Below are 25,169 nucleotides of genomic sequence, written 5' to 3' on the forward strand. Positions count from 1 at the left end.
AGACGTTAAGACATGCCTAATTTCTTTATCGATCGCCCCATATTTGCATGGGTGATCGCCATCATTATCATGCTGGCAGGGGGTCTTGCGATCCTCAAATTGCCGATAGCGCAATATCCTACGATTGCGCCGCCGGCCATTGCCATCACGGCTGTGTATCCGGGAGCGGATGCTGAAACCGTACAGAACACCGTGACGCAGGTTATCGAACAGAACATGAACGGTATCGATAACCTGATGTATATGTCCTCAAACGGTGACTCTACTGGTACAGCAACCATTACCCTGACTTTCCAGTCTGGTACCGATCCGGATATCGCCCAGGTTCAGGTTCAGAACAAACTGCAGCTGGCGATGCCGCTTCTGCCGCAGGAAGTTCAACAGCAGGGTGTGAGCGTGGAGAAAGCCTCCAGCAGCTTCCTGATGGTTGTCGGTGTGATTAACACCAACGGCACCATGACCCAGGACGATATCTCCGATTACGTTGCCGCGAACATGAAGGATCCGATCAGCCGTACTTCCGGCGTCGGTGACGTTCAGCTGTTCGGTTCACAGTACGCGATGCGTATCTGGATGGACCCGAACAAACTGAATAACTTCCAGTTGACTCCGGTTGACGTTATCACCGCCCTGAAAGCCCAGAACGCCCAGGTGGCAGCCGGTCAGTTAGGCGGTACGCCACCAGTGAAAGGCCAGCAGTTAAACGCCTCAATCATTGCGCAGACCCGTCTGACCAACGTCGATGAATTTGGCAAAATTCTGTTGAAAGTGAATCCGGACGGTTCGCAGGTGCGCCTGCGTGACGTGGCGAAAATTGAGCTTGGCGGCGAGAACTACGACGTCGTGGCGAAATTTAACGGTCAGCCAGCTTCCGGCCTGGGGATCAAACTGGCGACCGGCGCGAACGCGCTGAACACCGCCGATGCTATCCGGGCTGAACTGGCTCGTATGGAACCGTTCTTCCCGTCAGGGATGAAAATTGTTTACCCATACGACACCACCCCGTTCGTGAAGATTTCGATTCATGAAGTGGTGAAAACGCTGGTTGAAGCGATCATCCTCGTGTTCCTGGTCATGTATCTGTTCCTGCAGAACTTCCGCGCCACGCTGATCCCAACGATTGCGGTACCGGTGGTGCTGTTGGGGACGTTCGCCATCCTGTCCATCTTTGGCTATTCGATAAACACCCTGACGATGTTCGGGATGGTGCTCGCCATCGGCCTGTTGGTGGATGACGCCATCGTGGTGGTCGAGAACGTCGAACGTGTGATGGCCGAGGAAGGACTACCGCCTAAAGAAGCGACCCGTAAATCGATGGGTCAGATTCAGGGCGCGCTGGTCGGGATCGCAATGGTGTTGTCCGCCGTATTCATTCCGATGGCCTTCTTCGGCGGTTCAACCGGTGCTATCTATCGTCAGTTCTCCATCACTATTGTTTCAGCGATGGCGCTGTCGGTTCTGGTGGCGTTAATCCTGACCCCTGCGCTGTGTGCCACCATGCTGAAGCCGATTCAGAAAGGCGGTCACGGCGAGCACAAAGGGTTCTTCGGCTGGTTTAACCGGATGTTCGATAAGAGCACGCACCATTACACCGACAGCGTAGGCAACATTCTGCGCAGCACCGGTCGTTATCTGCTGCTGTATATCATCATCGTGGTCGGCATGGCTTACCTGTTCGTCCGTCTGCCAAGTTCGTTCTTGCCAGAAGAAGACCAGGGCGTGTTTTTGACCATGGCGCAGCTGCCTGCAGGTGCAACCCAGGAGCGTACGCAGAAAGTCCTTGATGAGGTGACGGATTATTACCTCAACAAAGAGAAAGCGAACGTTGAATCCGTGTTTGCCGTTAACGGCTTCGGCTTCGCCGGTCGTGGTCAGAACACCGGTATCGCATTCGTGTCTCTGAAAGACTGGAGTCAGCGTCCGGGTGAAGAAAACAAAGTTGAGGCCATCACTGGCCGGGCGATGGCGCGCTTCTCGCAGATTAAAGATGCGATGGTGTTTGCCTTTAACCTGCCAGCGATTGTGGAACTGGGTACGGCTACCGGCTTCGACTTCCAGCTGATTGACCAGGCTGGTCTGGGTCATGAAAAACTGACTCAGGCGCGTAACCAACTGTTTGGAGAGATAGCCAAACACCCTGACATGCTGGTCGGCGTTCGTCCGAACGGTCTGGAAGATACGCCGCAGTTCAAGATCGACATCGATCAGGAAAAAGCACAGGCGTTGGGTGTGTCTATCAGTGACATCAACACCACGCTGGGTGCCGCCTGGGGCGGTAGCTACGTCAACGACTTCGTTGACCGTGGACGCGTGAAGAAAGTGTATGTGATGTCAGAAGCGCCATACCGTATGCTGCCGAGTGATATTGGCAACTGGTACGTGCGTGGCAGCAGTGGCCAGATGGTGCCGTTCTCCGCCTTCTCTACCATGCGTTGGGAATACGGTTCGCCGCGTCTGGAACGTTACAACGGTCTGCCGTCGATGGAAATTCTTGGCCAGGCGGCTCCAGGTAAGAGTACCGGTGAAGCGATGCTGCTAATGGAAGAACTGGCCAGCAAACTGCCGACGGGCGTTGGCTATGACTGGACCGGTATGTCCTATCAGGAACGTCTGTCCGGTAACCAGGCCCCTGCCCTGTACGCGATTTCCCTGATTGTCGTGTTCCTGTGTCTGGCGGCATTGTATGAGAGCTGGTCCATTCCGTTCTCGGTCATGCTGGTCGTTCCGCTGGGGGTTGTGGGTGCGCTGTTAGCCGCCACCTTCCGTGGCCTGACAAACGACGTGTACTTCCAGGTAGGCCTGCTGACAACCATTGGCTTGTCGGCGAAGAACGCGATTCTTATCGTCGAATTCGCCAAGGACTTGATGGATAAAGAAGGCAAAGGCCTGATTGAATCCACCCTGGAAGCCGTGCGCATGCGTCTGCGTCCAATTCTGATGACCTCCCTGGCCTTTATCCTCGGGGTAATGCCGCTGGTTATCAGCAGTGGTGCAGGCTCCGGTGCTCAGAACGCCGTGGGTACGGGCGTAATGGGCGGTATGGTCACCGCGACCATTCTGGCTATCTTCTTTGTTCCGGTATTCTTCGTGGTGGTTCGCCGCCGTTTCGGTAAAAAGAACGAAGATATCGAACATAGCCATCCGGTTGAGCGTCATTAATTAACACTCTGCTGTAATGGAAAAAGGCCGCTATCGCGGCCTTTTTTTTTGCGACAAAAGATGACTCCTACGTATTGCGCAATTTTTTATTTAACGCCGACAATCACCAGGGATATAATCTTAATATTGTGGTTATTTTCTTAGGCTATTGCGAAAAATCTGGCGGAGGATCCTATCAGAACGTAGGAATTCTCTTAGTTTAGCGACCCTGAACTCAATTATCGAGCATCTCTAACACGCATCATTAAACTTAAGTTAATGATTATTAAGCGTGTCTATGGTTATTTCCGCGTAATCATCTTTAACCCTGCTATAAGAAAGGCCGGAGATTACGGCAACGCATCGGATCTAATTATGCTAATTGTAATTTTTCGTAATAGCGCGGTGAAATCTTTTTCAGAGTAGATTATAGTTAGCGTATCAGGTTCACAGCGTATGTTCCGGGTCAGACAGTAGTATCCATCCCACACAGTGTTGGTTGATTAATCATAAGGGGATGCGTTATGGACGAATACTCGCCAAAAAGACATGATCTCGCACAGCTTAAATTTCTCTGTGAAACGTTGTATCATGACTGTCTCGCTAACCTTGAAGAGAACCGCGCAGGCTGGGTTAATGACCCCACGTCAGCACTCAATCTTCAACTCAACGAACTGATAGAGCATATTGCTACGTTCGCACTTAATTACAAGATTAAGTATAACGAAGACAATAAGCTCATCGCGCAAATTGATGAATATCTGGACGATACCTTTATGTTGTTCAGTAACTACGGCATTAACGCAGACGATCTGCAGAAATGGCGGAAGTCGGGTAACAGACTCTTCCGTTGCTTCGTCAATCTTAGCCGGACAAACCCTGTAAGTCTTTCTTGTTAAAATTATTACAATCAAAAAGGTGAAGTTATGTCAGATAAACCTTTAACAAAAACTGATTATTTGATGCGACTGCGACGTTGTCAGACGCTTGATACATTAGAACGCGTTATAGAAAAAAATAAATATGAACTCTCAGATAATGAGCTGGCTGTTTTTTACTCAGCAGCCGATCATCGTCTTGCCGAACTGACGATGAATAAGCTTTACGATAAAATCCCATCTTCGGTATGGAAATTTATACGTTAATTACATCTGCATCAGGCTTGCCCCTCCTCATTTCTTTACTGACAACAGTACGGATTACAATGTGATAAGTATCACATGCAGAAGCAGGGAACGTTCCCAATTAAGGTTATAAATTATACTGTGGCTCTCTGCTTAAAAGGAGAATCACATGAGTGAAGAAAAACGCAAAATGATCGCCGGAGAGCTGTATCGTCCGGGTGATGACACCCTCCGGGCCGACCGTTTACGCGCCAGAACTATCCTGCACCGTTATAACCACTCCTCGCCCGAGGAGAAACCTCTGCGTACCGCATTGCTTGGCGAACTGCTGGGCCAGGCGGGAGATGCCTATATCGAGCCGACGTTTCGCTGCGATTATGGCTACAACATTTTCCTCGGTAAAAACTTCTATGCCAATTTCGACTGCGTGATGCTCGACGTTTGCCCGATTCATATTGGTGAGAACTGCATGCTTGCACCCGGAGTACATATTTATACCGCCACCCATCCGCTTGATGCCGAAGAACGCAACGCCGGAGCAGAATTCGGTAAACCTGTGACGATAGGCAACAGCGTGTGGATTGGCGGGCGAGCCATTATCAATCCGGGCGTGACCATTGGCGACAACGCGGTGATTGCCTCCGGAGCCGTGGTGGTGAAAGATGTCCCGGCCAACACGGTGGTTGGCGGCAATCCGGCGAAAATAATTAAAATGCTCGTCTGACTGTTATGGTTTTCTGCAACTGAACTGTTACTTTTCGCCTGAATTAACGCAACATAAAATAGCGTATCATCCGATTCAGGCATAACAGAAGGCGCAGATGACCGAAATCCAGCGACTGCTTACTCATACCATCAACGAGCTGAACAGCGCAGAGAAGCGCGACAACCGTCCGCGCTTCAGTATCAGCTTCATTCGCCGCTTCCCTGGGCTGTTTATCGCCATGTATCTCGGCTTCCTCGCCACATGGGTGGTGATGTACCGTTCCGAAACGCTGGCCGATTCCCAATGGCTGTTAATCGTGCTGTTCATCGTACTGAACGGTTTCTTCTTTTTCGATGTCGCCCCACGCTATCGCTATGAAGATATCGACGTGCTCGATTTTCGCGTCTGCTACAACGGGGAGTGGTACAACACCCGTTTCGTGCCGAATGAATTAATTGACACTATTCTGCAATCGCCGCGGGTGGCTGAGCCGCAAAAAAGCCAGCTGCAAAAGATGGTCGCCACCAAAGGTGAACTGTCTTTCTACGACATTTTCACCCTTGCACGCGCCGAGTCTGCTCAATAAGCCGATTCAAAATGCGTATAGCGGCCACGAAGCCAGATGCCGACGTATTGCCATACCCCAGAACCAGCCCGGTTTCGCCCTGAGCCGGGTTGAGATAAAAATGACTCAACGCCCCCGGTGCCAACTGGTACTGACGGGCTAATGCCGCCACCATGCCATCCTCTATTCCGGGGATTTTCACCGTCAGATGCATCCCGCCTTCCCCGGCCGACACGCTGTGCGGACAGGTCAGTTCTTGTGCTAATGCGGCCCGGAGCTGCGTCTGTCGCTTGCGATACAGTCGGCGCATCGATGCCAGATGTCTGGCGTAGTGTCCCTCCTCGATGAAATGTGCCAGCGCGCGCTGCTCGGCACGATGCCCGCCTCGCAACAGCGAATGAATGGCGGGCTGGACCGATTTTGCCAACGCTTTGGGCATCACCATAAAGCCTATCCGCAGGGACGGAAACAGTGTCTTGCTGAAGGTGCCGAGGTACACCACCGGCGCGTTGGGCACCATGCCGAGCATCGCCGGGATCGGCTCCCCGCTGTAACGGAACTCACTGTCGTAATCATCTTCGATTATCCATGCATCAGACGAGCGAGCGTAGTCCAGCAGCGCCAGGCGGCGCGGCGCGCTCATCAGGCTGCCGAGCGGAAACTGGTGAGACGGTGAGGTAAAAATAAGTCGCGGGGTGGCCGTCGGGGCCGCAGGGGAAATCATGCCTTCATCATCGACGGGCAAACCCTGGCAGGGCAACCCGGCAGAAATAAACGCACTCCGCGCCCCGAAATAGCCGGGATCTTCAATCCAGGCCAGCTGCCCTCTTTCGCTGAGTAATTGGGTACAGAGGTTGAGCCCTTCCCGCGCACCTTCGGTGATCACCACCTGACTGGCATCACAGTCAATCCCACGCGACAACGCCAGGTGGCGTGCGATGGCCACCCGCAAGGACGCTTCCCCCGCCGAATCCCCATAGCCCAACAACGTGGCCCCCTCTTCACGCAGCACGCGGTCGAGCAGGCGTCGCCACAACGGCAGCGGGAAATAGTTCACCGCTGGCGTGCCTGGCGTAAACGCCAGAGTCGGAGTATCACGCCGTGTGCCCGGGGGCAAATCCGCCAGATGTGCAGGCAAGCAGAATTCGGCAGGCGCGCTGCTTTCTATTGTGGCGGTCTGGGGCAGCGTCGCCACCTGCGATCCCTGCCGATCCCGTATGAGATAACCTTCGATCGCCAGCTGCTCCAGCGCGGCATTGATGGTGTTCCGTGACAAGCACAGCTGCTGCGCCATCGAGCGTGAACCAGGCAACCGACTTTGCGCTTGCAGTTGTCCGCTCAAAATCGCATTTCGCAGTGCATGATATAGCGCGCGTTGCAGCGTCTCGCCTGCCCGCTGCTCGATGGCCCGCGCCAGCAAGCCATAAAACGCATCATCTGGAATATTCATCATCTCTCCTCGTGGTACCACCAGAAGATACGGCAGTGGTTCTTTTTAGGGAACCATCAGTTCGCTATTCTGCGGATAAGCGTCCACTAAGGAGTCACTATGAGTCAGCATAATCAGTTTGGTCAGCCGGTTGGCGTTGCCCTTCCCGACTGGCAACCGCGTCAACATCCGCAGCGCGTCACGCTCGAAGGCCGTCTGTGCCGCCTTGAACCATTGGGCATGCAGCACGCCGACGCATTGTTTGCCGCCTACCAGTTAGCTGAAGATACCCGCGCCTGGACCTGGCTGTTACGCGAGCCGGACCGTGACGTGGAAGGATATCGTGCATGGGTGCAGAGCATTGTTGAACTTCAGGATCCTATCCATTTCGCGGTAGTCGATAAACAGACCGGACAGCCGGTCGGCACGCTGGCACTGATGCGTATCGACAGCAAAAACGGGGTGATCGAAGTGGGCCATGTGCATTTTTCCCCACTGCTCAGCCGCACCCCGATGTCGACCGAAGCACAGTGGCTGCTGATGCGCTACGCCTTCGACACGCTCGGTTATCGTCGATACGAGTGGAAATGTAACAGTCTGAATGCGCCGTCACGCCGTGCGGCTTTGCGCATGGGCTTTCAGTATGAAGGGCAGTTTCGTCAGGCACTGGTCATTAAAGGCCACAACCGTGACACCGACTGGTTTTCGATTATCGACTCAGAGTGGCCGGAGGTCGATCGGGCGATGCAGAAATGGCTTGCCGCCGAGAACTTCGGCCCCGACGGCAAGCAGCGGACTTCCCTGGAAAGTTGGCGACAGCCAAAAAATTAACGTTTTTTCTTACGCCCCTGCACGGCTTTAAAGCGGGGGTTTGTTTTGCAAATGACGTACAACCGCCCTTTTCGCTTCACTATCTGACAATCTGGGTGGCGTTGCCTGGCGCTTTTGAGCGAGTTCAGAACCTGCATCTTTAGCTCCGTTTCGCGTCAATGAAACCGCCAAAACGCTGACGGAATCGTGCCATACTGCCTTCGTTCGAGAAGTTCTTTTGCTTCCCGGTGTAGTAAGGATGCGATTTAGACGACACATCCAGCGTGACATACGGGAAAGTCTCGCCTTCCAGTTCAATTTCCCGGTCGGTTTTAATGGTCGATCCCACTTTGAAAAATTCGTCGGCGCTGGTGTCGTGGAATACCACGGTACGATAATGCGGATGGATATCGGCTTTCATGACTCACCTTTATTGTTACAGTATAACATAACAACAAAATACGCCATGCAACTGCGGATATCAACCCTTCTCAATACAGGGTTTAATCCTCCAACGCGTGTCTCATCCAACTAATCAACGCTGCACTATCTATCGGTTTTGCCTGATCGACGATATACACAGGCCCCAGAGACATTGGCTGAGCACTATCAGCCAGGCGCAGTAATTCGGGGAGATACTCTTCCCCTGGATGGCCATTACGCCTTACTTCTAACCTCTGTGCATAACGCGCCGCAGCCAGATTTCCAGGGATGCTATTCCAGACTTCCAGTACACGGTTTATGCCTGCATGTTCCAGATAACGGATAAGTGATTCCTTAGGCTGGAAGCCAAACCAGGCATCGATGAGAAAGACGCACTGCTTTGGGCTGGCGGCGACTATCGACCAGATAACCTCATAAGCGGCGCAGCCCAAACGGCGGTTGAACGCCCTGTCGATATCGTCAAATTGCGCCATAAACGGTTCTTTAATGCCGTCGATAGTCAGAACCGGCAGCGCAAATTGTTCTGACAACAAATGCGCAATAGTGCTTTTCCCTGAGGCGGGAACGCCGTTCACAAGTACCACCGTTTTGCCCTGTGTTCGCGTAGTCTGGCTCATAATAGTGCGATCACCTCTTCCTTCACTTTTGCCTGACGTAGTTTCGACATAACGGAGTCGTCGCCAAGCCAATTCACAATGGCGCGTATGCCCTCTTCGATATGTGCATTACTGTCTTTGGCGGCAAACATGATGACGATATCGGCCTCGTGACTGTCAGCAAATGAAACTGCCTTATCAAGTAACAGCAGACTGAAGCAATTCTTAAGTACTCCGCATTCTGGTCGGGCATGAGGCATGGCTACGCCTTCATCAAAAACGTAATAGGCACCATGCTCCAGTGTATTATCAATCACAGCCTGGTAATAAGAAGGCAGTATAAAGCCGTTAGTCACCAGCGGCCGGGCCGCTATTTCAATCACCTTTTGCCAGTCGGTTTCACGCACGCCAATCTGTATCGCCTGCGCTTCTATTAATAACTCCTTAATGGCCATAATGGCTCCTTAAATAGTTCTGCGGATGATATTTCTCAGCTCATCGATTTTAACGAATACCGCATCTATATCTTGCCGATGAGTCGTACTCTTAGCAAAGATTTGTAACGCCTGGTTATAGCGCAGCATTAATGCTTTTTGAGCGTTGCTATTCAGAGGGTTTTCCGCCAATGTGTGTTCAAGCTCTGTTAATTCAGCTGCTAACTTCCCGGCCTGAATATCATATTGCCCGGCATCAACATGATCTCGTTTAAACAAACTTTTAAGTGTTTCAAACATAGCGACCTCCTGCCCCGACGATTGCCAGGCAACCAGGGTTACATTGAAGAGTGAAATTTAGTCGATTTTTATTTAAATAATGCGATCTTTTCGATTAATACCGCCGCCACGGCATCATTCGCCGGAATTAAAAATTTGCGCACGCTGTCGTTGACTTTACCTTTACCAAACGTCTGCTGGCAGTGACCTACCCACTGCACATTCATTTCGGTGCCCACGTTCACTTTGTCAATCCCACCCTCGACGGCTCGGCGCATATCTTCATCGCTCACCCCTGTTCCACCATGCAATACGAGGGGGGTTTTAGTCACTTCGCTGATCTCTGCCAGACGCTGATGCTGAATTTTCGCCTTGCCGGTATAAAGACCGTGTACGGTCCCGACCGACACCGCCAGCATGTCGACTTTCGTCGCATCAACAAACTGTCTGGCATCTTCAGTAGTGGTAAAACAAATATCTTCTGCGGCCACCGCTTTGCCATCTTCCGAACCGCCAATTGCACCCAACTCTGCTTCTACAGAGACATTTCTCGGGCGGGCTATGTCAATTACCTTAAGGGTATTGGCTATATTATCTGCCATATCTAAATGCGAACCATCATACATGACTGAACTGAACCCGACATCGATTGCCGTTTTAATAGATTCAATGTCCGAGCAGTGATCCAGGTGTAGGCAGGTCGGTATATTTTGGCTTTCGGCTAAGGAACAAACCGAATCAACCAGCAAACGATAACCTAAATATTCGGCAGTGCCGGTGGAGATCTGAATCATTAACGGGCTATGGGTTATTTTAGCTGCTTTAAAATATGCTGGCAGCATCTCCAAACAATGTAAATTAAATGACCCTACAGCTTTAAATCCACGCTCTTTTGCCACCTGCAATAAATCAGGGAAGTTATACAGACTCATGTGCTTTTTCCTCTTGAGGTTTGGTTGATTTGCCATTCACGAACCAGGCGATAAGCGCCACAAACAGGATGAAGACGCCGACAAACGTCCAGTTATTCTGGAAAACATGCCCCAGAATCAGACCACTGCTGATCACATCAGAATCACTGAAGGTCACACCGGTAAAGCCATAGCTTTCTAACATCGGCACCAGAATTGCTGGCAGGAAAGTAATGAATAAGCCGTGTACTACTCCCCCTATAACCGCGCCACGCCTGCCGCCCATCGCGTTGCCAAAGATGCCTGCCGTGCCACCGGCAAAGAAGTTGGTTAACAGGCCGGGAAGAATCATAGCCAGGCCAAACATCGGGAAGACAATCATGCCAATGATCGAGCCTGCGGTAGTAGCCAGGAAGCCGACGATGACCGCATTCGGGGCATATGGGAACAGCACTGGGCAATCCAGCGCAGGTTTAGCATCGGGAACAATTCGCATCGCAATGCCACGAAAGGCAGGCACCAGTTCGTTTAACAACAAGCGTACGCCGCTATAAAGTACAAATACACCAGCCACAAATTGAATCGACTGCATAAACGCGAACATCAGATAGTTCACGCCGTTGGTGTACTGGGCAATATATTCCGGACCTGCCGCCAGCGCAGGGATGAGATACATCGGGATCATCACCACAGCCATCGAAAGATAGGTGTCCTGCAGGAATTTAAAGTTATCCGGCAGTATCAGATCTTCTGTCGATCTGGACCCCTTTCCGACCACCTTCGCGACAGCCGCCTGCACCAGGTAGCCAATGGTGCAAAAGTGTCCGAGTGCCACATCGTCAGAACCCGTAATGCGACGTACGACAGGCTGAGCAAGCGCTGGCATCAGCACCGCCATAATTCCGCCGAAAATGCCGCCGGTCAGAATGAGCGGAAGTCCAGTCAGTCCTGCTTTATAACCAATTACCGCACCAATGGTGGCCATCCACAGTAGGGCCTGTCCCGTCAGGAAGATATATTTAAACGGTGTAATCCGGGCAATAATGATATTGACGATGAAGATAACCATCAGTGTCATCGCCACCTCAGAACCTAGCTCACGGTTTGCCAGCCCTGCAATCGCTGCGACATCGGTGATATATCCTTTCATACCAAAGCCGTGAGTAAAGATATCGTTTAAAAACGTCAGGGTATCGACGATAATATTGATCCCGGCCATCATGATTAAAAATCCAAGCAGCGTTTTAAACGTGCCTTCCGCCACTTTACCTTTTGATTTTTTTTGCAGCAATAGACCCAGCATGGCGATAAAGGCAATCAAAATAGATGCCTGTCCCAGCAGGTCCTTAACAATAAAATTAAAGATGCTATTCATTTTCAAGTACCTTTAAATTGTGTTCTTTTAAAAAGGCGACGATCTTCCGCTCGATTTCGTCCTTATCTGTTAAGCGATGCAACACAATAACGCGTTTGATTTCTTCTTCACTCGCGTCAGCCGTTAAAATGTCAGCAAACGTTTTTTGTGTCAGAATAATATCTGACTTAAAGGCGCCTGCTTCAGAAACAGTGGTGTGTTCTATTTCTGCTGGAATTTCTAATTTATTAAGCACCGCTTTCGCTGTCATTTCAATGGCGAAACTGGAACCTAACCCACAGCCACATACGCAAAGAATTTTAAGCATTAATAGACTCCTCAAATAATATCGAGCTGTTTAGCTAATTTATAATGATGCCCTTCGGTATCGACGAGGCGTTTTTGCATACTGATTAAATCTATAGGGATCGGTTTGTTACTAGAATTAATAATAATCGCTTTATTTCTCATGCCTGACTGGATACAACGCACGACCTCTCCGGCCATTATGGTGCCCTGATAAATTTCCTCACAGGTAGGGTCACCGTTACGCAGACTGTAACCGATGATCGACTTACGGATACGTACCCCGATTTTCGGTTCAAGCAGCTTAATCATGGTATCAATCGCTCCCTGAAAACCTGGGGAGTACTCTTTGGTGTAGCCTTCTGAACAGAGGATCACCACACTATTCTGTTCTGCAAGGCGGACAGTGATTTTTTGTGCCAGTTCGTTCAGAGTATGCTGACATTCTGGGATTAAGGCCAAATCGGCGTTGCTTTTGATCGCCGACTGCAATGTCAGCTCACCGCAGTAGCCCCCGAGCAGCTCCACCATAAAGACTCGCCCCGGTAATGCTCGCCCAGTATTCCGCAGCTTGGTGACCTCTTTAATAATCTGTTCGCAGGCCGTAGAAAAACCAATGGTATAATCGCTGCCATAAACATCATTATCGATGGTCATCCCGACACCAAAGCAATTAATACCGTACTCGCTGAGATGATGAAGAAATTGCAGAGAACCATCGCCGCCCGCCATCACGAGGACATCGATATGCAGGGTCTTAAGCTGTTTCGCAATCACCTCATATTCCGAGGCCATCAATTTACGGTTGGTACGCCCCGAAGACATAATGGGAATGGCGGCAATGGAAAAATCCACTAAATCACGCAGAGAAATAGCCTGGTATTTGTTTTGCAAGAGGCCTGGAATCCCCCCATTGAATAAAATGATCTCTGCCCGTGCTAATCTTGATATCTGAAAGACAAAGTTATTTATCCCTGTCACATCACCGCCGCTAATTACCATGCCGATTCTCATAATCATGACCTCGCTTATTTCTTGAAAGTGATTTTTCCTTTAAACAAGCCATGAATTTGCAACGAGCATCACAAAATTGTTATTAAGATGTCCGCTCTTGCTATTGACATCAATTGGTTAGGGTCATTTTTTGTGAATGCCATCACATTCCATCACCTGTTGCTAATATTATTAATTCACTTTTATTTCAAGCAATTAACACGCATTCAGGCTTTAGATTCCTGTAAACCTTACGCATGAAGTTCATACATAGATGTGAGGTTTAAAAAATGTGATTTATCGCGCAGTTTTCTGTGTGTGAATGACCGCGAGCAAAAGAGGGACTTAGCGTGGAGGGATCAGTTTTAACATATAAAAAAGGCGACTTACGTCGCCCTTAAATGCTGAAATGTCATTACTTACGTTCGCTCCCGACCCACCAGCAGCGTGGTCAGGGTGAACGACAGCACCAGCGCGATTGCCACGCCCGACAGGGCATAGACAAAGTACGGGCCGATATAAGCGGGCAAACTGAAGATGCTCGATAAGATATAGCCATACAGGCGCACGCCGAAGAACGCGATGAAGGCAGAGGCCAGCGAACTGGCGATAGTCGCGGCGATAAACGCTTTCTTATGACGGGTGAGCACGCCAAACAACGCCGGTTCGGTTATGCCGAGTAGCGCAGAAACCGCCGCTGACAGCGTCACCGTACGATCCTGTCGGTCTTTGCTCAGGCGCCAGATAGCAAACGTCGCTCCGGCAATCGCCATGTTGGCCATAAACATCATTGGCATCAGCATGTCATAGCCCCGATCGCTAAAGTTTTGCAGCGCAATCGGGGTCATCGCATGGTGCATCCCGGTGAGGATCGCCACCGGACGTATCGCGCCCACCACCAGCCCGGCAAAGCTCGCCGATACGCTGAACAGCCCTTCGATAAACAGCGCCAGCCCTTTTCCGAGCCAAATGCCAATCGGGCCAATCACCACTAACGCCGCCAGCGCGCCGATAAACAGCGTCAGGGTCGGCGTAAACACGGTTTTCAGCACCTCCGGCATGATACTGTCGACCCATTTATGGATGTATTTCAGCGCCAGAACCGAGAAAATCACCGGAATGACGCTGGAGGCGTAGTTAAATACCGACACCGGCACGGCGTTCATTAACCATAGCGCGGAGGCGGCATCAGGCTGATGGGTCGCCAGCGCCTTGGCAGCGTCAATTAAGGTTGGATACATCAGGCAGGCCGCCACCGCCGCCGCGAGGTATTCATTGGTTTTGAAAATTTTTGCTGCCGACACCGCGAGGAAAAACGGCAGAAAATAGAACACGCCGCTGGCGATCAGATCGATGATCATCACCGTATCGCTTTTCGGCGACACCACTTTCAGCGCAATTAATCCGGCCAGCAAACCTTTGATCATCCCTGCCCCGGCAATCGCCGGGACAATCGGACCAAACACGCCGGAAACGGTATCCATAAACAGCGACACCAGGCTTTTACGGCCCTTGCCACTGGTGACCGTTGTCTCATCACGTTGACCGAGGGCAGCCTGCAGTTGCTCGTACCAGCCGTTGACCGTAGGGCCGATAATGATTTGGAACTGATCGCTTTGCAGCTGCGCGCCCAGTACGCCGGGCAGCTTTTTAATTTCGCCCTGTTCGATTTTGCTATCATCAATTAAATCAAAGCGTAAGCGGGTCATGCAATGCCAGACTTTATTGATATTGTCTTGCCCACCGACCAGTTGAATGATGCGTGCGATGGCGTCTCGCGTCCCCATAGTGACTCCTGCGACATGTTCTTGTTTTGGCTATCTGGATGGTAATGAAGCTGTGAATACAAAACAAACCAATAAAATTTGAACCCCCTCACACTTCTTCCCTTACAAGGCATGCAAAGGTTAAAATACGCAAAATTGGTCTGGTTTTTAATTCAATAAACACGCTATTTCAGACCAAAATATTTATTCCAGAAAAGGGTTTACCTGACGCGTAAAATAAGGCGAAGATAAATCATCAATCGTCTATTTTTTCCGTCATCAACAGGGAGCCTTTTTCCGTGGAACCGACGCTTATTACCGCTATTGACTGCTTCATCACTCGCCCGGATCGCCACAATTTAGTGGCGGTACGCGTGACCACCGACAAAGGCATTACCGGCCACGGTTGCGCCACCTTTCAGCAACGCCCGCTGGCAGTGAAAACCCTGGTCGATGAATATCTGCGTCCGCTGTTGATCGGTCGCGATGCCAATAACATTGAAGACCTGTGGCAGATGATGAACGTCAACGCCTACTGGCGAAACGGCCCGGCGATGAATAACGCCATAGCCGGGGTCGATATGGCGCTGTGGGATATTAAAGCGCAGCTGGCGAACATGCCGCTGTATCAGCTGTTTGGCGGTCAATCCCGGGACGCAATCGCCGCCTACACCCACGCCAGCGGTGATACGCTGGACGAGCTGTACACCGCCGTTGATGCGCTACTTGAAAAAGGCTATCGCCATATTCGCTGCCAGCTTGGCTTCTACGGCGGCACGCCAACCGAGCTCCATGCGCCGGATAACCCTTCGCCAGGTGCCTGGTTCTGCCAGGATCAATACATGCGTAACACGGTGGAAATGTTCCGCGCCCTGCGAGAGCGCTACGGGCATCGCTTCCACATCCTGCATGATGTACATGAACGTCTGTTCCCGCAGCAGGCGGTGCAGCTGGCAAAACAGCTCGAGCCGTATCAGCCGTACTTTATTGAAGATATTCTGCCGCCGCAGCAAACCCCGTGGCTGGCGCAGATCCGTCAGCAAAGCAGCGTTCCACTGGCGCTCGGCGAACTGTTTAATAACCCGGCGGAATGGCATGACCTGGTAGTCAATCGACAGATTGATTTCATTCGCTGTCATGTGTCACAGATTGGCGGCATCACCCCGGCGCTGAAGCTGGCGGTGCTGTGCCAGGCCTTTGGCGTGCGTCTGGCCTGGCACGGCCCGGGCGACATGACGCCGATTGGCGTGGCGGTGAATACTCATCTCAATATTCATCTGCACAACGCCGCAATTCAGGAATTCATTCCACGATCCGCGACCACCGATGCCGTCTTCCCCGGCGCGCCGGTGGCAAAAGAAGGCTACATTTATCCGCCACAAAAACCGGGCATTGGCGTCGGCTTCAACGAAGCACTGGCGGCTTCGCATCCGGTGGTGTACCGCCCGCATGAATGGACGCAAAGTCGCCTACCGGACGGCACGCTGCATACGCCGTAATCAGCCTGGCTGTTGGCGGAACGCGAGGTTGTCGCGGTTATGTGGAATGACGTAGGTGCAGGTGTAGTTGATATCGATAATGTCGCTAATGGCGTATACCTGACCGCCCGCCAGAATGCCGCGGTTGTTGATGTGCATCGCCGGGCTGCCTTTTTTGCAGCCCAGTAATTCGGCCTGTTCCCGGCTGACGTTCACCGCCCGATAGGTGGTGAGCATGTGGGAAATTTGATAGCCCTTTTGCAGGGCATATTGCTGTAACGAACGTTCGATAACCTGCTGATTAAGGTCTGCGAATGCCGCCGACGGCATGCGCGACACCTCGATTTGCACCGGACTGTCATCCACATAGCGCAAACGACAAAACTGCCAGATAAAGTCATCATCCGTTAGCCCGAATATCTGCTGTTCCTCGCGATTCGGGCGTTTTTTATGCAGGCTTATCATCCGATAACGCATCTGATCGAAACGCTTTTCGGTAATCGAGTTGTACACCAGCGGATTATTCCGCGCCCCGTCGTTAATCCAACAGCCCGATCCCTGAACAATTCTGATAACGCCAATGCTCGCCAGTTTCTCCAGCGCCTGGCGCACGGTAAATCGCGAAACGCCATACTCTTGCGCCAGTTGTCTCTCCGGCGGCAGCTTACGCGGGCCGCCGTCACCCTGCTGATAAATTTTACTCAGCAGATCCTGAGTGACGAACTCATTTTTCTTCATCGGGATTTTCCCTGATTATTCCTTAGAAAAAAGACAGTTAAGCTTATCATTGCATATAATTGGCGTAACATAACGATTTCAGCGCAGGAAGGAAAACAGGGCCATGACAAGTAAAAAAATGGTCGCCCTGGTCGTCGCCGTGCTCACCCTCTCCGTTTTATTGCCGGTCACGCTCAGCGTATGGGTTGCACATTATCAGGCCAAAAAAGAGTTTACCCGCGATCTCAGTAACTACGGCGAACGCGTGATTTTACGCGCCCAGCAGGTGGTGTCGCAGGCTAAATCCACCTTAAAAGAAATTGATACCTTTCAGGGCACGCCTTGCGGTCCGCTCCATCTACAGACCATGCGTCGGGCGGCCTATACCCATCGTGACGTACAGGAAGTGTTGTGGCTCAATGGTCTAAGACCGGAATGTTCCTCGCTGGAAAGCCACAGCCGCAACGTTGAATTCCCGCCCACTGACCGCCGAACCGATGACGGCTATCGCGTCTGGCTGACCGACATCAACGATCTGGGTATACATCACTACATGGTGGCGCTGGCGAGCACACATCATATGGTGATGGTCGATCCGGGTTCTTTCATCGATGTGGTGCCGTTTGCTCCCTGGACCATCAACACCGTGCTGATTGGCAGCCGCACCGGCAGCCTCATTTCCAATAGCGCGCCGTTCGATATGCGCATCTGGCAGCAGGAGCACCCGCTCGGCGACCACACATTTGCCCGCAACGGCATGATTTATAATCTGCGGGATTACCCGGATATCGGCATATCACAAATCATCTGGGCCCCCACAGACCCGCTGACCAGCAAATGGCATCAGCAGATGCTGATTTGGTTACCGATCGGGGTGCTGATAAGTCTGCTCGGTGCCGGGCTTATCCTGCAAATGGTGCGCAATCTACAGTCGCCGTACCATCGGATGCTGGACGCCATCAACAGTCGCGCGCTCGACGTTTACTACCAGCCAATTGTCTCCTTACGCAGTGGGAAAATAGTCGGGGCCGAGGCGCTGGCCCGCTGGCGACAACCGGATGGCACCTTTCTGTCTCCGGATATTTTCGTTCCCCTGGCCGAGCAAAGCGGGCTGATTACCCGGCTCACCGGACTGATTGTGGAAAAAGTGTTTGAGGATTTAGGCCCCTGGCTGAAGCTGCATCCCGACAAACACGTCTCGATTAACCTCGATCCGCAGGATCTGATTTCGGCAAAGCTGCCGTTACAGCTATCTCAGCAGCTGAACAAATGGGGTATTCCGCCGTCACAGGTGGCGCTGGAACTGACCGAACGTAGCTTTATCGATCTGAAAAACAGCGCCAGCACGCTGAGCCAACTCCGTCAGGCAGGTTATGCGCTGTATATCGATGACTTCGGGACCGGCTATTCCAGTCTGAGCTATCTGCAAAATCTCGACGTCGACATCATTAAAATCGACAAATCGTTTGTCGATACCCTGGAGTTTAAGAACGTCACGCCGCACATCATCGAAATGGCGAAAAGTTTGCAGCTGGCGATGGTCGCCGAAGGCGTTGAAACCGAGGTCCAGCGCCGCTGGTTGTCCGAGCACGGTGTGCAGTTTGGTCAGGGCTGGCTGTTCAGCAAAGCCCTGCCGAAAGCGGAGTTTATGGCGTGGGCAGAAGACAACCTGCACCAGCCTGACGCCACGTAAAACGGCTGGCGGCACGCCGCACAGCCGTATACGTTTACTCGTCGAGGATCGGCGCGAAGCCGCCGTAAATCATCCGTTTACCGTCGAACGGCATACTTTCACCCATCTCCTTCATCCGTGGATCGGCCATCATCTTCGCGTTGGCCGCATCCCGGACCTCTTTCGATGGATACTCAATCCAGCTGAAAACCACTTCTTCGTTGTCTTCAGCTTTGACCGCCATGCGAAAGTCGGTCAGCTTGCCGTCGGGCACATCGTCTGTCCAACACTCGACCACGCGGGTTGCACCAAACTCCTTAAACAGCGGTGCCGCCTTTGCCGCCAGCGCCAGATACGCCTCCTTTTTGTCCGCAGGCACGGCAACGACAAAACCATCAACATACTTCATGAGATAACCTCCGAAGTGAACGGCGCGGCCAGCGGTTCTGACCGCGTCCGGCGTTGATAAGTTTAGTCGCGACGCCAGCTGAACGCATAACGCACACGCCGGGTTGGCAACAGGAATTCCGGCGATACGCTCGGACTCCACGAATCATCCCCCCCAACGCCCATATGGAATGCATCCAGATTCAGCCAGCAGCCTGGCTCCTCGCGCAGCAAATGTTGATGACTCACCTCGTGTAGCTGCTGCTGGCCGTAACGGCTCAGACTAAAATGGAACTCGCCCTGCCAGCGGTGGGCCCCATAGCGCAGTTCACGCGTGTCGCAGCGCAGGCCGTTTTCACTGGGGAATATATACGGCGTATGCAGCGCCTCGAGCGGTAAACTCCAGCGCCCATGACGGGCTGAAAGTTGCCGATCCGGATAGTTTTCATGTGGCCCCAAACCCTGCCAGCTGACCTGCGAAGCAGATTCTGCCAACTGACAGCTCAGGCCGATGCGCGCAGGCTCAGGGATATCATTTGCGACGGTAACATCGATGTCAGCATGCAGCTCACCATGACCGTCGATACGCCAAAGTTTGTCGGAAATAAACAGCACCTTCTGCTGATGTTCCCAGACGTGACGGGTGATGATCACCACCTCATCGGCCTGCTCACGCGCTTCGCAGTGCAGCATTCTCGCGGTCATGGCGTACAGACCTGCCGCCTTCCAGCGCTCGACCCAGGCATTCGGATCGATACGGGTGGCTTCGCTGACGCCGATATCGTTATCCAACGGAGCGCGGGTGAAATTATCGAGAACAGAAGATAGCAATGTGGGCTGCTCGTCATGCCACCACTGGCTCAAGTGTCCGCTGTCACGGTTAAACTGCCAACGCTGCTGGCCGTGGCTAACGATAAATGCCTCCGGGTTACGGACTAACTGCGGGGCAACGCCCTCGGCGGATAGCGCAGGGACCGCCAGCGGCCCTGGCAGCGGCCACTGATCCCAGGCGCAAAGGTGGTTCGCCGCCGACCAGGCCGTCGCCTCTGGCTGCCACACTTCCACGTTGAGCCAGATGTCTCCGACGTTAATGTCCGGCGTGAAATCGGCCAGTTCAAGCACCGTTTTCCCCTGAGGGGCCAGATCCAGCGTGACTTCGCCTTCGGCCAGCGTTTCACCATCGTGCGCCAGCCACCAGCGTAGTTGCTCGTTGTCACTGCGCCGGAACAGGTATTCGCTGCTGATTTCCACCCGCAGCGGTTGCACCGAATCCAACCGGAACTGGAAAAATTGTTGCGCGCGCTTGGCTTCAAACAGCGCCGGATGTGGGGTGCGATCCGGGAACACCAGACCATTCATACAGAACTGGCGGTCGTTTGGGGTGTCACCAAAATCACCGCCGTAGGCCCAAAAGGTGTTACCGTCAGCGTCGGTTTTAGACAATGCCTGATCGACCCAGTCCCAGACAAAGCCGCCCTGCAAACGCGGAAATTCACGGAACGCCTGCCAGTATTTGGCAAATCCGCCAAAGCTGTTGCCCATCGCATGGGCATATTCACACAGGATCAATGGCCGCGACTCCTGCGGCAGACCGATCCACTTTTTCAGCGACCATTTCGGCACCGCCGGGAACGGCTGATCCTGGTCAACCCTGGCATACATCGGGCAAATAATGTCGGTGGCCGCAGTGTTGGCTCCGCCGCCTTCGTACTGCACTGGCCGCGTCGGATCGGTAGTTTTCAGCCAGCGATACAGCGCATCGTGATTGGCCCCATGCCCGGACTCATTGCCCAGCGACCAGATAATGATTGAAGGATGATTGCGATCGCGGGCGACCATCCGCGTGACGCGCTCGCTCATCGCCGGAAGCCAGCGCGCATCGTCGGCCAGACGACTCATCGGCACCATGCCGTGGGTTTCGATATTGGCTTCATCCACCACATATAAGCCGTAGCGGTCGCACAACCGATACCACAGCGGATGATTGGGATAATGCGAACAGCGCACGGCGTTAAAGTTATTCTGCTTCATCAGCAGAATGTCTTCGCGCATCGTGGCTTCGTCTACCGCCTGTCCGGTCTGCGGATGGTGTTCATGGCGGTTGACGCCCCGAACCAGCAATGGCTTACCATTGAGCGTCAGCAAACCATCAACAATCGCCACCCGGCGGAAGCCCACGTCGCAGGCTTCCGTTTCGAGCAGCGCGCCGTCGGCATTGAGCAGGGAGACAGTCAGACGATACAGGTGCGGACATTCGGCACTCCACAGCAACGGGCCATCAACCGGGATTTTCAGGCTCAGGCGCTCGGCCCACTGCCCGCGCTCATCGACAATCTCACTACCCGGTGTTTGCCGCTGACGGCCAATTTCCACGCCATCGCGCCACAGCACGGCCACCACCTGGGTGTCGGCAAAGGCGTCACCTTCCAGGGTCACGTTCAGGTTCAGCACGCCGCGACTGAAATCTTCATTCAGATCGGTGGTCAGGTAATAATCAGCGATTCGCGTCGGGGGCTTATGCAGCAGCGACACATCGCGGAAGATCCCGCTCATGCGCCACATATCCTGATCTTCAAGATAGCTGCCGTCGCACCAGCGCAGCACCAGCACCGCCAGCCGGTTGCGCCCGGGCACCAGCATCGGGCTGAGATCGAATTCCGCGGGCAAACGGCTGTCCTGGGAATAGCCGACCCACTGCCCGTTGCACCACAGATGAAACGCCGAGTTCACGCCGTCAAAGATGATGCGTGTCTGCCCCTGCGCCAGCCAACTCTCTGGCACCTCAAACTCGCGGGAATAGCAGCCGGTTGGGTTTTCTGCGGGCACCTGCGGGGGCGTGACCGGAATGGGATAGGTGACGTTGGTATAAATCGGGGTATCAAAGCCCTGCATCTGCCAGTTAGACGGCACCGGCATGGTGACGGCATCAACCAGATCGCCTGTCAGCCACGCGTCAGGCACCGCCTCGGGAGCGTTAAAGAAATTGAACTGCCATTCACCGTTGAGCAGCTGCCGGGCTGCCGAGGGCACATCACCCTGCGCCTCGGTTTCATTGCGCCAGCTAGACATTGGGGCATGGGCGGGCAAGCGATGCCACTGCGTCACGCCGGGGTTTTCCCAGTCGCGACGTGCCAGTTGCAGGGCCAAAGTGGAAGGGGCAGATACCATCGGGAAACCTCTTTGCGAAGCGTTCACTTTTTTCAAGAGAATGCACGGTTCAGTTTGCGCGGTAAAGCACTCCGCGGTCAGGAAGCGAAGCGGCTCTCTTTTCTCCGTGAACGCTCGCAAAACTAACTTATTGCTTTTGCTTTTTGCACCACCGCGCGTGAGGCAGGTTGTACCCGGAACCACGGCAGACAGAGCTGGATCAGCGGGCCAATCGCCAGGGCGTAGACCAGGGTGCCGATCCCCACGCTGCCGCCCAGCAGATAGCCGATAATCAGTACCGTCAGTTCAATGCTGGTGCGGATCAGCCGTAATGACCAGCCGGTGCGGGCGTGGATCCCTGTCATCAGGCCATCACGTGGCCCAGACCCAAAGCCCGCGCCGATATACATTCCGGTTGCCAGCGCGTTCAGCACTACCGCCGCAATCATCAGCCCGCTTTTCAGCCATACTGACTCCGGCGTCGTGAGCACCGCCATTGTGGCGTTGGCGGCCAGGCCAAGCACAATCACATTACTAATCGTGCCCAGACCCGGGCGTTGGCGGATGGGGATCCACAGCAGTAACACCAGCGCGCCGGTGATGATCATCACCGTGCCGATATCCAGAGAAAAGACCTTGCCGACACCGAGATGGAACACGTCCCACGGATCGGCCCCCAGATTGGCGCGGACAAACATCGCGGTAGAAACACCATACAAACAGAGTCCGACGTACAGTTGCAGTAAACGGCGCAGCATAAAAACCTCATCAGTGGTTGCTGAAAACCGTATCATCGTCAAAAATGGACCTATTATTAATGACCAGTTTTACAAAAGTGGACTGCTATGTCTCTGCGTCGTTCCGGTAGTCAATCGCTGGTGAGCCTGCTCGGCCACTGGCAGGAAAGCCCGTCCCGCACCCCACTTTGGCGTCAGCTCGCCGAAGCGCTGCGGCTGTTGATCCTTGATGGCCGTCTGGCGCTCGACAGTCGTCTGCCCGGCGAACGTGAACTGGCTACCGCGCTGAACGTCAGCCGGACCACGGTGGCCAGCGCCCTCGCCCAGTTGCGGGATGAAGGTTATGTGCAGAGCCGTCATGGCAGCGGCTCGCGGGTGATCTTACCGGTGCAGCATCAGCAGGTGCCGACACGGATGACCGCCGGGCAGGCGCTGGACCTTTCTACCGCAGCGCTAAACGCCGGGCCGGAAATCCATCAGGCCTACAGCCATGCGCTGGCTGCGATGCCGCAGCACTTCTCCAGTTCAGGCTACGATCAGCAAGGCCTCTCGGTACTGCGCGAAGCAATTGCCCAACGCTATTGCGCACGCGGTTTACCGACCCGCGCCGACGAAATCATGGTGGTCAATGGGGCGGTAAGCGGGCTGGCACTTATCCTGCGTCTGCTGACCGGCCCCGGCGACCGCGTGGTGGTGGAAAGCCCCACCTATCCGCTGGCGATCGCCGCGATTCAGGGTGCCTCTTGCCGTCCAGTAGGCGTGACGTTGCCTGTCGAAGGCTGGGATGTGGCGGGCCTGGCGGCGACCTTTGCACAGACCGCACCGCGTCTGGCCTATCTGATGCCTGATTTTCATAACCCGACCGGGCGCTGTATGGATGCCGCGACGCGTCAGCAGATTGCCGACCTCTCTGCCCGCACGCGTACCACGTTGGTGATTGACGAAACGATGGTCGACCTCTGGTATAACGCCCCGCCGCCGCCACCGTTAGCCGCATTCAATGCCGATGCGCCGGTGATAACGCTTGGTTCAACCGGAAAAAGTTTTTGGGGCGGTCTGCGTCTGGGATGGATCCGCGCGTCATCGCGTACGCTTGCTTCGCTGGTGCAGGCCCGCGACACGCTGGACCTTGGTTCGCCGTGTCTGGAGCAGCTCGCCACCGTCTGGTTGCTGGAAAATGGAGACAGTTTTCTGCCACAACGGCGTCAAATGCTCGCCGCACGAAGGGACATGTGCAGCGCATTGATGCACGAATATTTCCCACAATGGCGTTACGCTCAGCCGGAAGGCGGCCTGTCGTTTTGGGTGGAATTGCCGGACATGCTGGCGACGCTGTTTGCCGCACGCGCCGAAAGCGTGGGGATTCATTTGGGCACCGGGACGCGTTTTGGCCTTGCCGGGGCGTTCGATCGCTGGCTGCGGTTGCCGTTTACCCTGGATGATGAAGCCCTGCGGATAGCGTTCAAAACCCTGCAACCGCTCTGGAATTCTCTGAACGGTCAGCAGAATAATTTACGTACAAGGAAAATAATCTAATAAAATAGCGACGAACCGATAGGAAGTATCGGCTCGTTAAATATTTCGTCCCTGACCGTCTGAGATGATTGGGTCAGTATGAAGTATGACGAGTATATTAATGCTGGCGTGGGATTGGGAAGCCTTTCACCGATATAATAAAGCTGTCGCCATCTTTCTTAATTTTAGCGCCAGTGTCGCACCAGTCTGACGCGATGCGAAAGAACTCATCACTGCCAACATTCCAGTTCAGGCGGACATGCTTCACGTAGCCGGAGCGAAGCATTTCACAGGCTTCGCCATAGTTAGTTGCCGTTGAGAGTTGTTGTTTCATTTTCTCTTCTTAAGAAGTTTGCGTAATGCCTTGATTTCTTTAGGAGTCAGAGGGGATGATTCTTCTTCGGTATGCTGACTGTCTACCTCGCCTTCGGATACTCCCACCTCGGATGCGACTTCAAATGCCAGCTGCAGCAGTCGTTGCGTTGCTGCGCTTAGTGTCTCGTTATGCACTTCTGCATAATGCCGTAATTGTTCTTTTAGCGTTTCGTCAATTTTAACATTCAGAACTACCGTGCTCATCGTCACACTTCCCGTTCATTTAATTAACATAATTAATACACGAAGATGACAGGCCGATCCACAGATATATTTTTCTTATGCC

General features: G+C 53.3%; 26 protein-coding genes. 9 read left to right on the forward strand and 17 right to left on the reverse strand.

What is annotated here, in order from left to right; genetic code table 11:
* Positions 1-12 precede the first annotated feature (12 nt).
* From acrB to SIK69_RS03260, 5 genes are all read left to right on the forward strand, one after another.
* Positions 13-3,159 (forward strand): multidrug efflux RND transporter permease subunit AcrB, encoded by a 3,147-nt coding sequence (acrB, locus tag SIK69_RS03240; protein WP_319626742.1) that lies wholly within the window; start codon positions 13-15, stop codon positions 3,157-3,159.
* 503 nt (positions 3,160-3,662) lie between these two features.
* Positions 3,663-4,037 carry an Hha toxicity modulator TomB gene (gene tomB, locus SIK69_RS03245; RefSeq protein WP_110511699.1) on the forward strand — a complete coding sequence of 125 codons (375 nt, stop codon included), beginning with the start codon at positions 3,663-3,665 and terminating at the stop codon, positions 4,035-4,037.
* 27 nt (positions 4,038-4,064) lie between these two features.
* The gene (gene hha / locus SIK69_RS03250) at positions 4,065-4,283 is read left to right on the forward strand and encodes a hemolysin expression-modulating protein Hha (RefSeq protein ID WP_154160200.1); all 219 of its coding nucleotides are present in this window, start codon (positions 4,065-4,067) and stop codon (positions 4,281-4,283) included.
* Between the two features lie 148 nt (positions 4,284-4,431).
* Positions 4,432-4,986, forward strand: a complete 555-nt coding sequence (gene maa, locus SIK69_RS03255) for a maltose O-acetyltransferase (protein WP_319626741.1) — start codon at positions 4,432-4,434, stop codon at positions 4,984-4,986.
* Positions 4,987-5,083: 97 nt separating this feature from the next.
* Positions 5,084-5,554, forward strand: a complete 471-nt coding sequence (locus tag SIK69_RS03260; protein ID WP_319626740.1) for a YlaC family protein — start codon at positions 5,084-5,086, stop codon at positions 5,552-5,554.
* Here SIK69_RS03260 and pdxR read toward each other — a convergent pair.
* Positions 5,523-6,983 (reverse strand): MocR-like pyridoxine biosynthesis transcription factor PdxR, encoded by a 1,461-nt coding sequence (pdxR, locus tag SIK69_RS03265; RefSeq protein WP_319785391.1) that lies wholly within the window; start codon positions 6,981-6,983, stop codon positions 5,523-5,525. The two genes, SIK69_RS03260 and pdxR, sit on opposite strands and share 32 nt — an antisense overlap.
* Before the next feature lie 99 nt (positions 6,984-7,082).
* Here pdxR and SIK69_RS03270 point away from each other — a divergent pair, with 99 nt between their 5' ends.
* Positions 7,083-7,793: a GNAT family N-acetyltransferase gene (locus SIK69_RS03270; RefSeq protein WP_319626738.1), complete on the forward strand. Its 711-nt coding sequence runs from the start codon at positions 7,083-7,085 to the stop codon at positions 7,791-7,793.
* On the opposite strand, the gene ykgO is transcribed toward SIK69_RS03270, so the two are convergent.
* The 10 genes from ykgO to SIK69_RS03320 form a co-directional block, all read right to left on the reverse strand.
* Positions 7,790-7,930 carry a type B 50S ribosomal protein L36 gene (gene ykgO / locus SIK69_RS03275; RefSeq protein WP_319626737.1) on the reverse strand — a complete coding sequence of 47 codons (141 nt, stop codon included), beginning with the start codon at positions 7,928-7,930 and terminating at the stop codon, positions 7,790-7,792. The genes SIK69_RS03270 and ykgO overlap by 4 nt on opposite strands.
* A 2-nt stretch (positions 7,931-7,932) precedes the next feature.
* Positions 7,933-8,193 (reverse strand): type B 50S ribosomal protein L31, encoded by a 261-nt coding sequence (locus tag SIK69_RS03280; RefSeq protein WP_319626736.1) that lies wholly within the window; start codon positions 8,191-8,193, stop codon positions 7,933-7,935.
* An 82-nt stretch (positions 8,194-8,275) separates the two neighbouring features.
* Entirely contained in the window at positions 8,276-8,833 is a 558-nt protein-coding gene (locus tag SIK69_RS03285) for a P-loop nucleotide/nucleoside kinase family protein (protein ID WP_319785392.1), read from the reverse strand.
* Positions 8,830-9,267, reverse strand: coding sequence for a PTS sugar transporter subunit IIA (locus SIK69_RS03290; protein ID WP_319785393.1), 438 nt, complete (start codon positions 9,265-9,267; stop codon positions 8,830-8,832). The genes SIK69_RS03285 and SIK69_RS03290 overlap by 4 nt, the downstream gene beginning before the upstream one ends.
* A 9-nt stretch (positions 9,268-9,276) precedes the next feature.
* The gene (locus SIK69_RS03295) at positions 9,277-9,546 is read right to left on the reverse strand and encodes a hypothetical protein (protein ID WP_319785394.1); all 270 of its coding nucleotides are present in this window, start codon (positions 9,544-9,546) and stop codon (positions 9,277-9,279) included.
* Positions 9,547-9,614: 68 nt separating this feature from the next.
* Positions 9,615-10,457: a class II fructose-bisphosphate aldolase gene (locus tag SIK69_RS03300; RefSeq protein ID WP_319785395.1), complete on the reverse strand. Its 843-nt coding sequence runs from the start codon at positions 10,455-10,457 to the stop codon at positions 9,615-9,617.
* Positions 10,444-11,811 carry a PTS sugar transporter subunit IIC gene (locus SIK69_RS03305; protein ID WP_319785396.1) on the reverse strand — a complete coding sequence of 456 codons (1,368 nt, stop codon included), beginning with the start codon at positions 11,809-11,811 and terminating at the stop codon, positions 10,444-10,446. Before SIK69_RS03305 ends, SIK69_RS03300 begins: the two co-directional genes overlap by 14 nt.
* Positions 11,804-12,118 carry a PTS sugar transporter subunit IIB gene (locus SIK69_RS03310; protein WP_319785397.1) on the reverse strand — a complete coding sequence of 105 codons (315 nt, stop codon included), beginning with the start codon at positions 12,116-12,118 and terminating at the stop codon, positions 11,804-11,806. Before SIK69_RS03310 ends, SIK69_RS03305 begins: the two co-directional genes overlap by 8 nt.
* Before the next feature lie 11 nt (positions 12,119-12,129).
* A complete protein-coding gene (locus SIK69_RS03315) occupies positions 12,130-13,110 on the reverse strand; it encodes a 6-phosphofructokinase (RefSeq protein ID WP_319785494.1) in 981 nt (326 codons plus the stop codon).
* A 398-nt stretch (positions 13,111-13,508) separates the two neighbouring features.
* On the reverse strand, positions 13,509-14,876 hold the full coding sequence (locus tag SIK69_RS03320; RefSeq protein ID WP_319785398.1) for a PTS transporter subunit EIIC: 1,368 nt from the start codon (positions 14,874-14,876) through the stop codon (positions 13,509-13,511).
* Positions 14,877-15,154: 278 nt separating this feature from the next.
* Here SIK69_RS03320 and SIK69_RS03325 point away from each other — a divergent pair, with 278 nt between their 5' ends.
* Complete coding sequence (locus tag SIK69_RS03325) at positions 15,155-16,354, forward strand: enolase C-terminal domain-like protein (protein ID WP_319785399.1); 1,200 nt, start codon at positions 15,155-15,157, stop codon at positions 16,352-16,354.
* Here the strand turns inward: SIK69_RS03325 and SIK69_RS03330 are convergent, their stop codons facing one another.
* On the reverse strand, positions 16,355-17,071 hold the full coding sequence (locus SIK69_RS03330) for a GntR family transcriptional regulator (protein ID WP_319785400.1): 717 nt from the start codon (positions 17,069-17,071) through the stop codon (positions 16,355-16,357). It abuts the gene before it with no gap.
* A gap of 103 nt (positions 17,072-17,174) precedes the next feature.
* Here SIK69_RS03330 and pdeB point away from each other — a divergent pair, with 103 nt between their 5' ends.
* A complete protein-coding gene (pdeB, locus tag SIK69_RS03335; protein WP_319785401.1) occupies positions 17,175-18,743 on the forward strand; it encodes a cyclic di-3',5'-guanosine monophosphate phosphodiesterase PdeB in 1,569 nt (522 codons plus the stop codon).
* A 34-nt stretch (positions 18,744-18,777) separates the two neighbouring features.
* On the opposite strand, the gene SIK69_RS03340 is transcribed toward pdeB, so the two are convergent.
* The 3 genes from SIK69_RS03340 to yczE all read right to left on the reverse strand — a co-directional run bounded on the left by SIK69_RS03340 (position 18,778) and on the right by yczE (position 23,014).
* A complete protein-coding gene (locus tag SIK69_RS03340) occupies positions 18,778-19,131 on the reverse strand; it encodes a DUF1428 domain-containing protein (protein ID WP_319626731.1) in 354 nt (117 codons plus the stop codon).
* A 62-nt stretch (positions 19,132-19,193) separates the two neighbouring features.
* Positions 19,194-22,277, reverse strand: a complete 3,084-nt coding sequence (locus SIK69_RS03345; protein WP_319785402.1) for a beta-galactosidase — start codon at positions 22,275-22,277, stop codon at positions 19,194-19,196.
* A gap of 122 nt (positions 22,278-22,399) precedes the next feature.
* Complete coding sequence (gene yczE / locus SIK69_RS03350; RefSeq protein ID WP_319785403.1) at positions 22,400-23,014, reverse strand: membrane protein YczE; 615 nt, start codon at positions 23,012-23,014, stop codon at positions 22,400-22,402.
* An 87-nt stretch (positions 23,015-23,101) separates the two neighbouring features.
* On the opposite strand from yczE, the gene yczR reads away from it, so the two are divergent.
* Positions 23,102-24,529: a MocR-like transcription factor YczR gene (gene yczR, locus SIK69_RS03355; protein WP_319785405.1), complete on the forward strand. Its 1,428-nt coding sequence runs from the start codon at positions 23,102-23,104 to the stop codon at positions 24,527-24,529.
* 97 nt (positions 24,530-24,626) lie between these two features.
* On the opposite strand, the gene SIK69_RS03360 is transcribed toward yczR, so the two are convergent.
* Both SIK69_RS03360 and SIK69_RS03365 read right to left on the reverse strand, forming a co-directional pair.
* Positions 24,627-24,842: a hypothetical protein gene (locus SIK69_RS03360; protein WP_319626727.1), complete on the reverse strand. Its 216-nt coding sequence runs from the start codon at positions 24,840-24,842 to the stop codon at positions 24,627-24,629.
* A complete protein-coding gene (locus tag SIK69_RS03365) occupies positions 24,839-25,087 on the reverse strand; it encodes a hypothetical protein (protein ID WP_319626726.1) in 249 nt (82 codons plus the stop codon). Before SIK69_RS03365 ends, SIK69_RS03360 begins: the two co-directional genes overlap by 4 nt.
* Positions 25,088-25,169 lie beyond the last annotated feature (82 nt).

Source organism: Scandinavium lactucae (assembly GCF_033843265.1).
In the GTDB taxonomy this organism is placed as follows: domain Bacteria; phylum Pseudomonadota; class Gammaproteobacteria; order Enterobacterales; family Enterobacteriaceae; genus Scandinavium; species Scandinavium lactucae.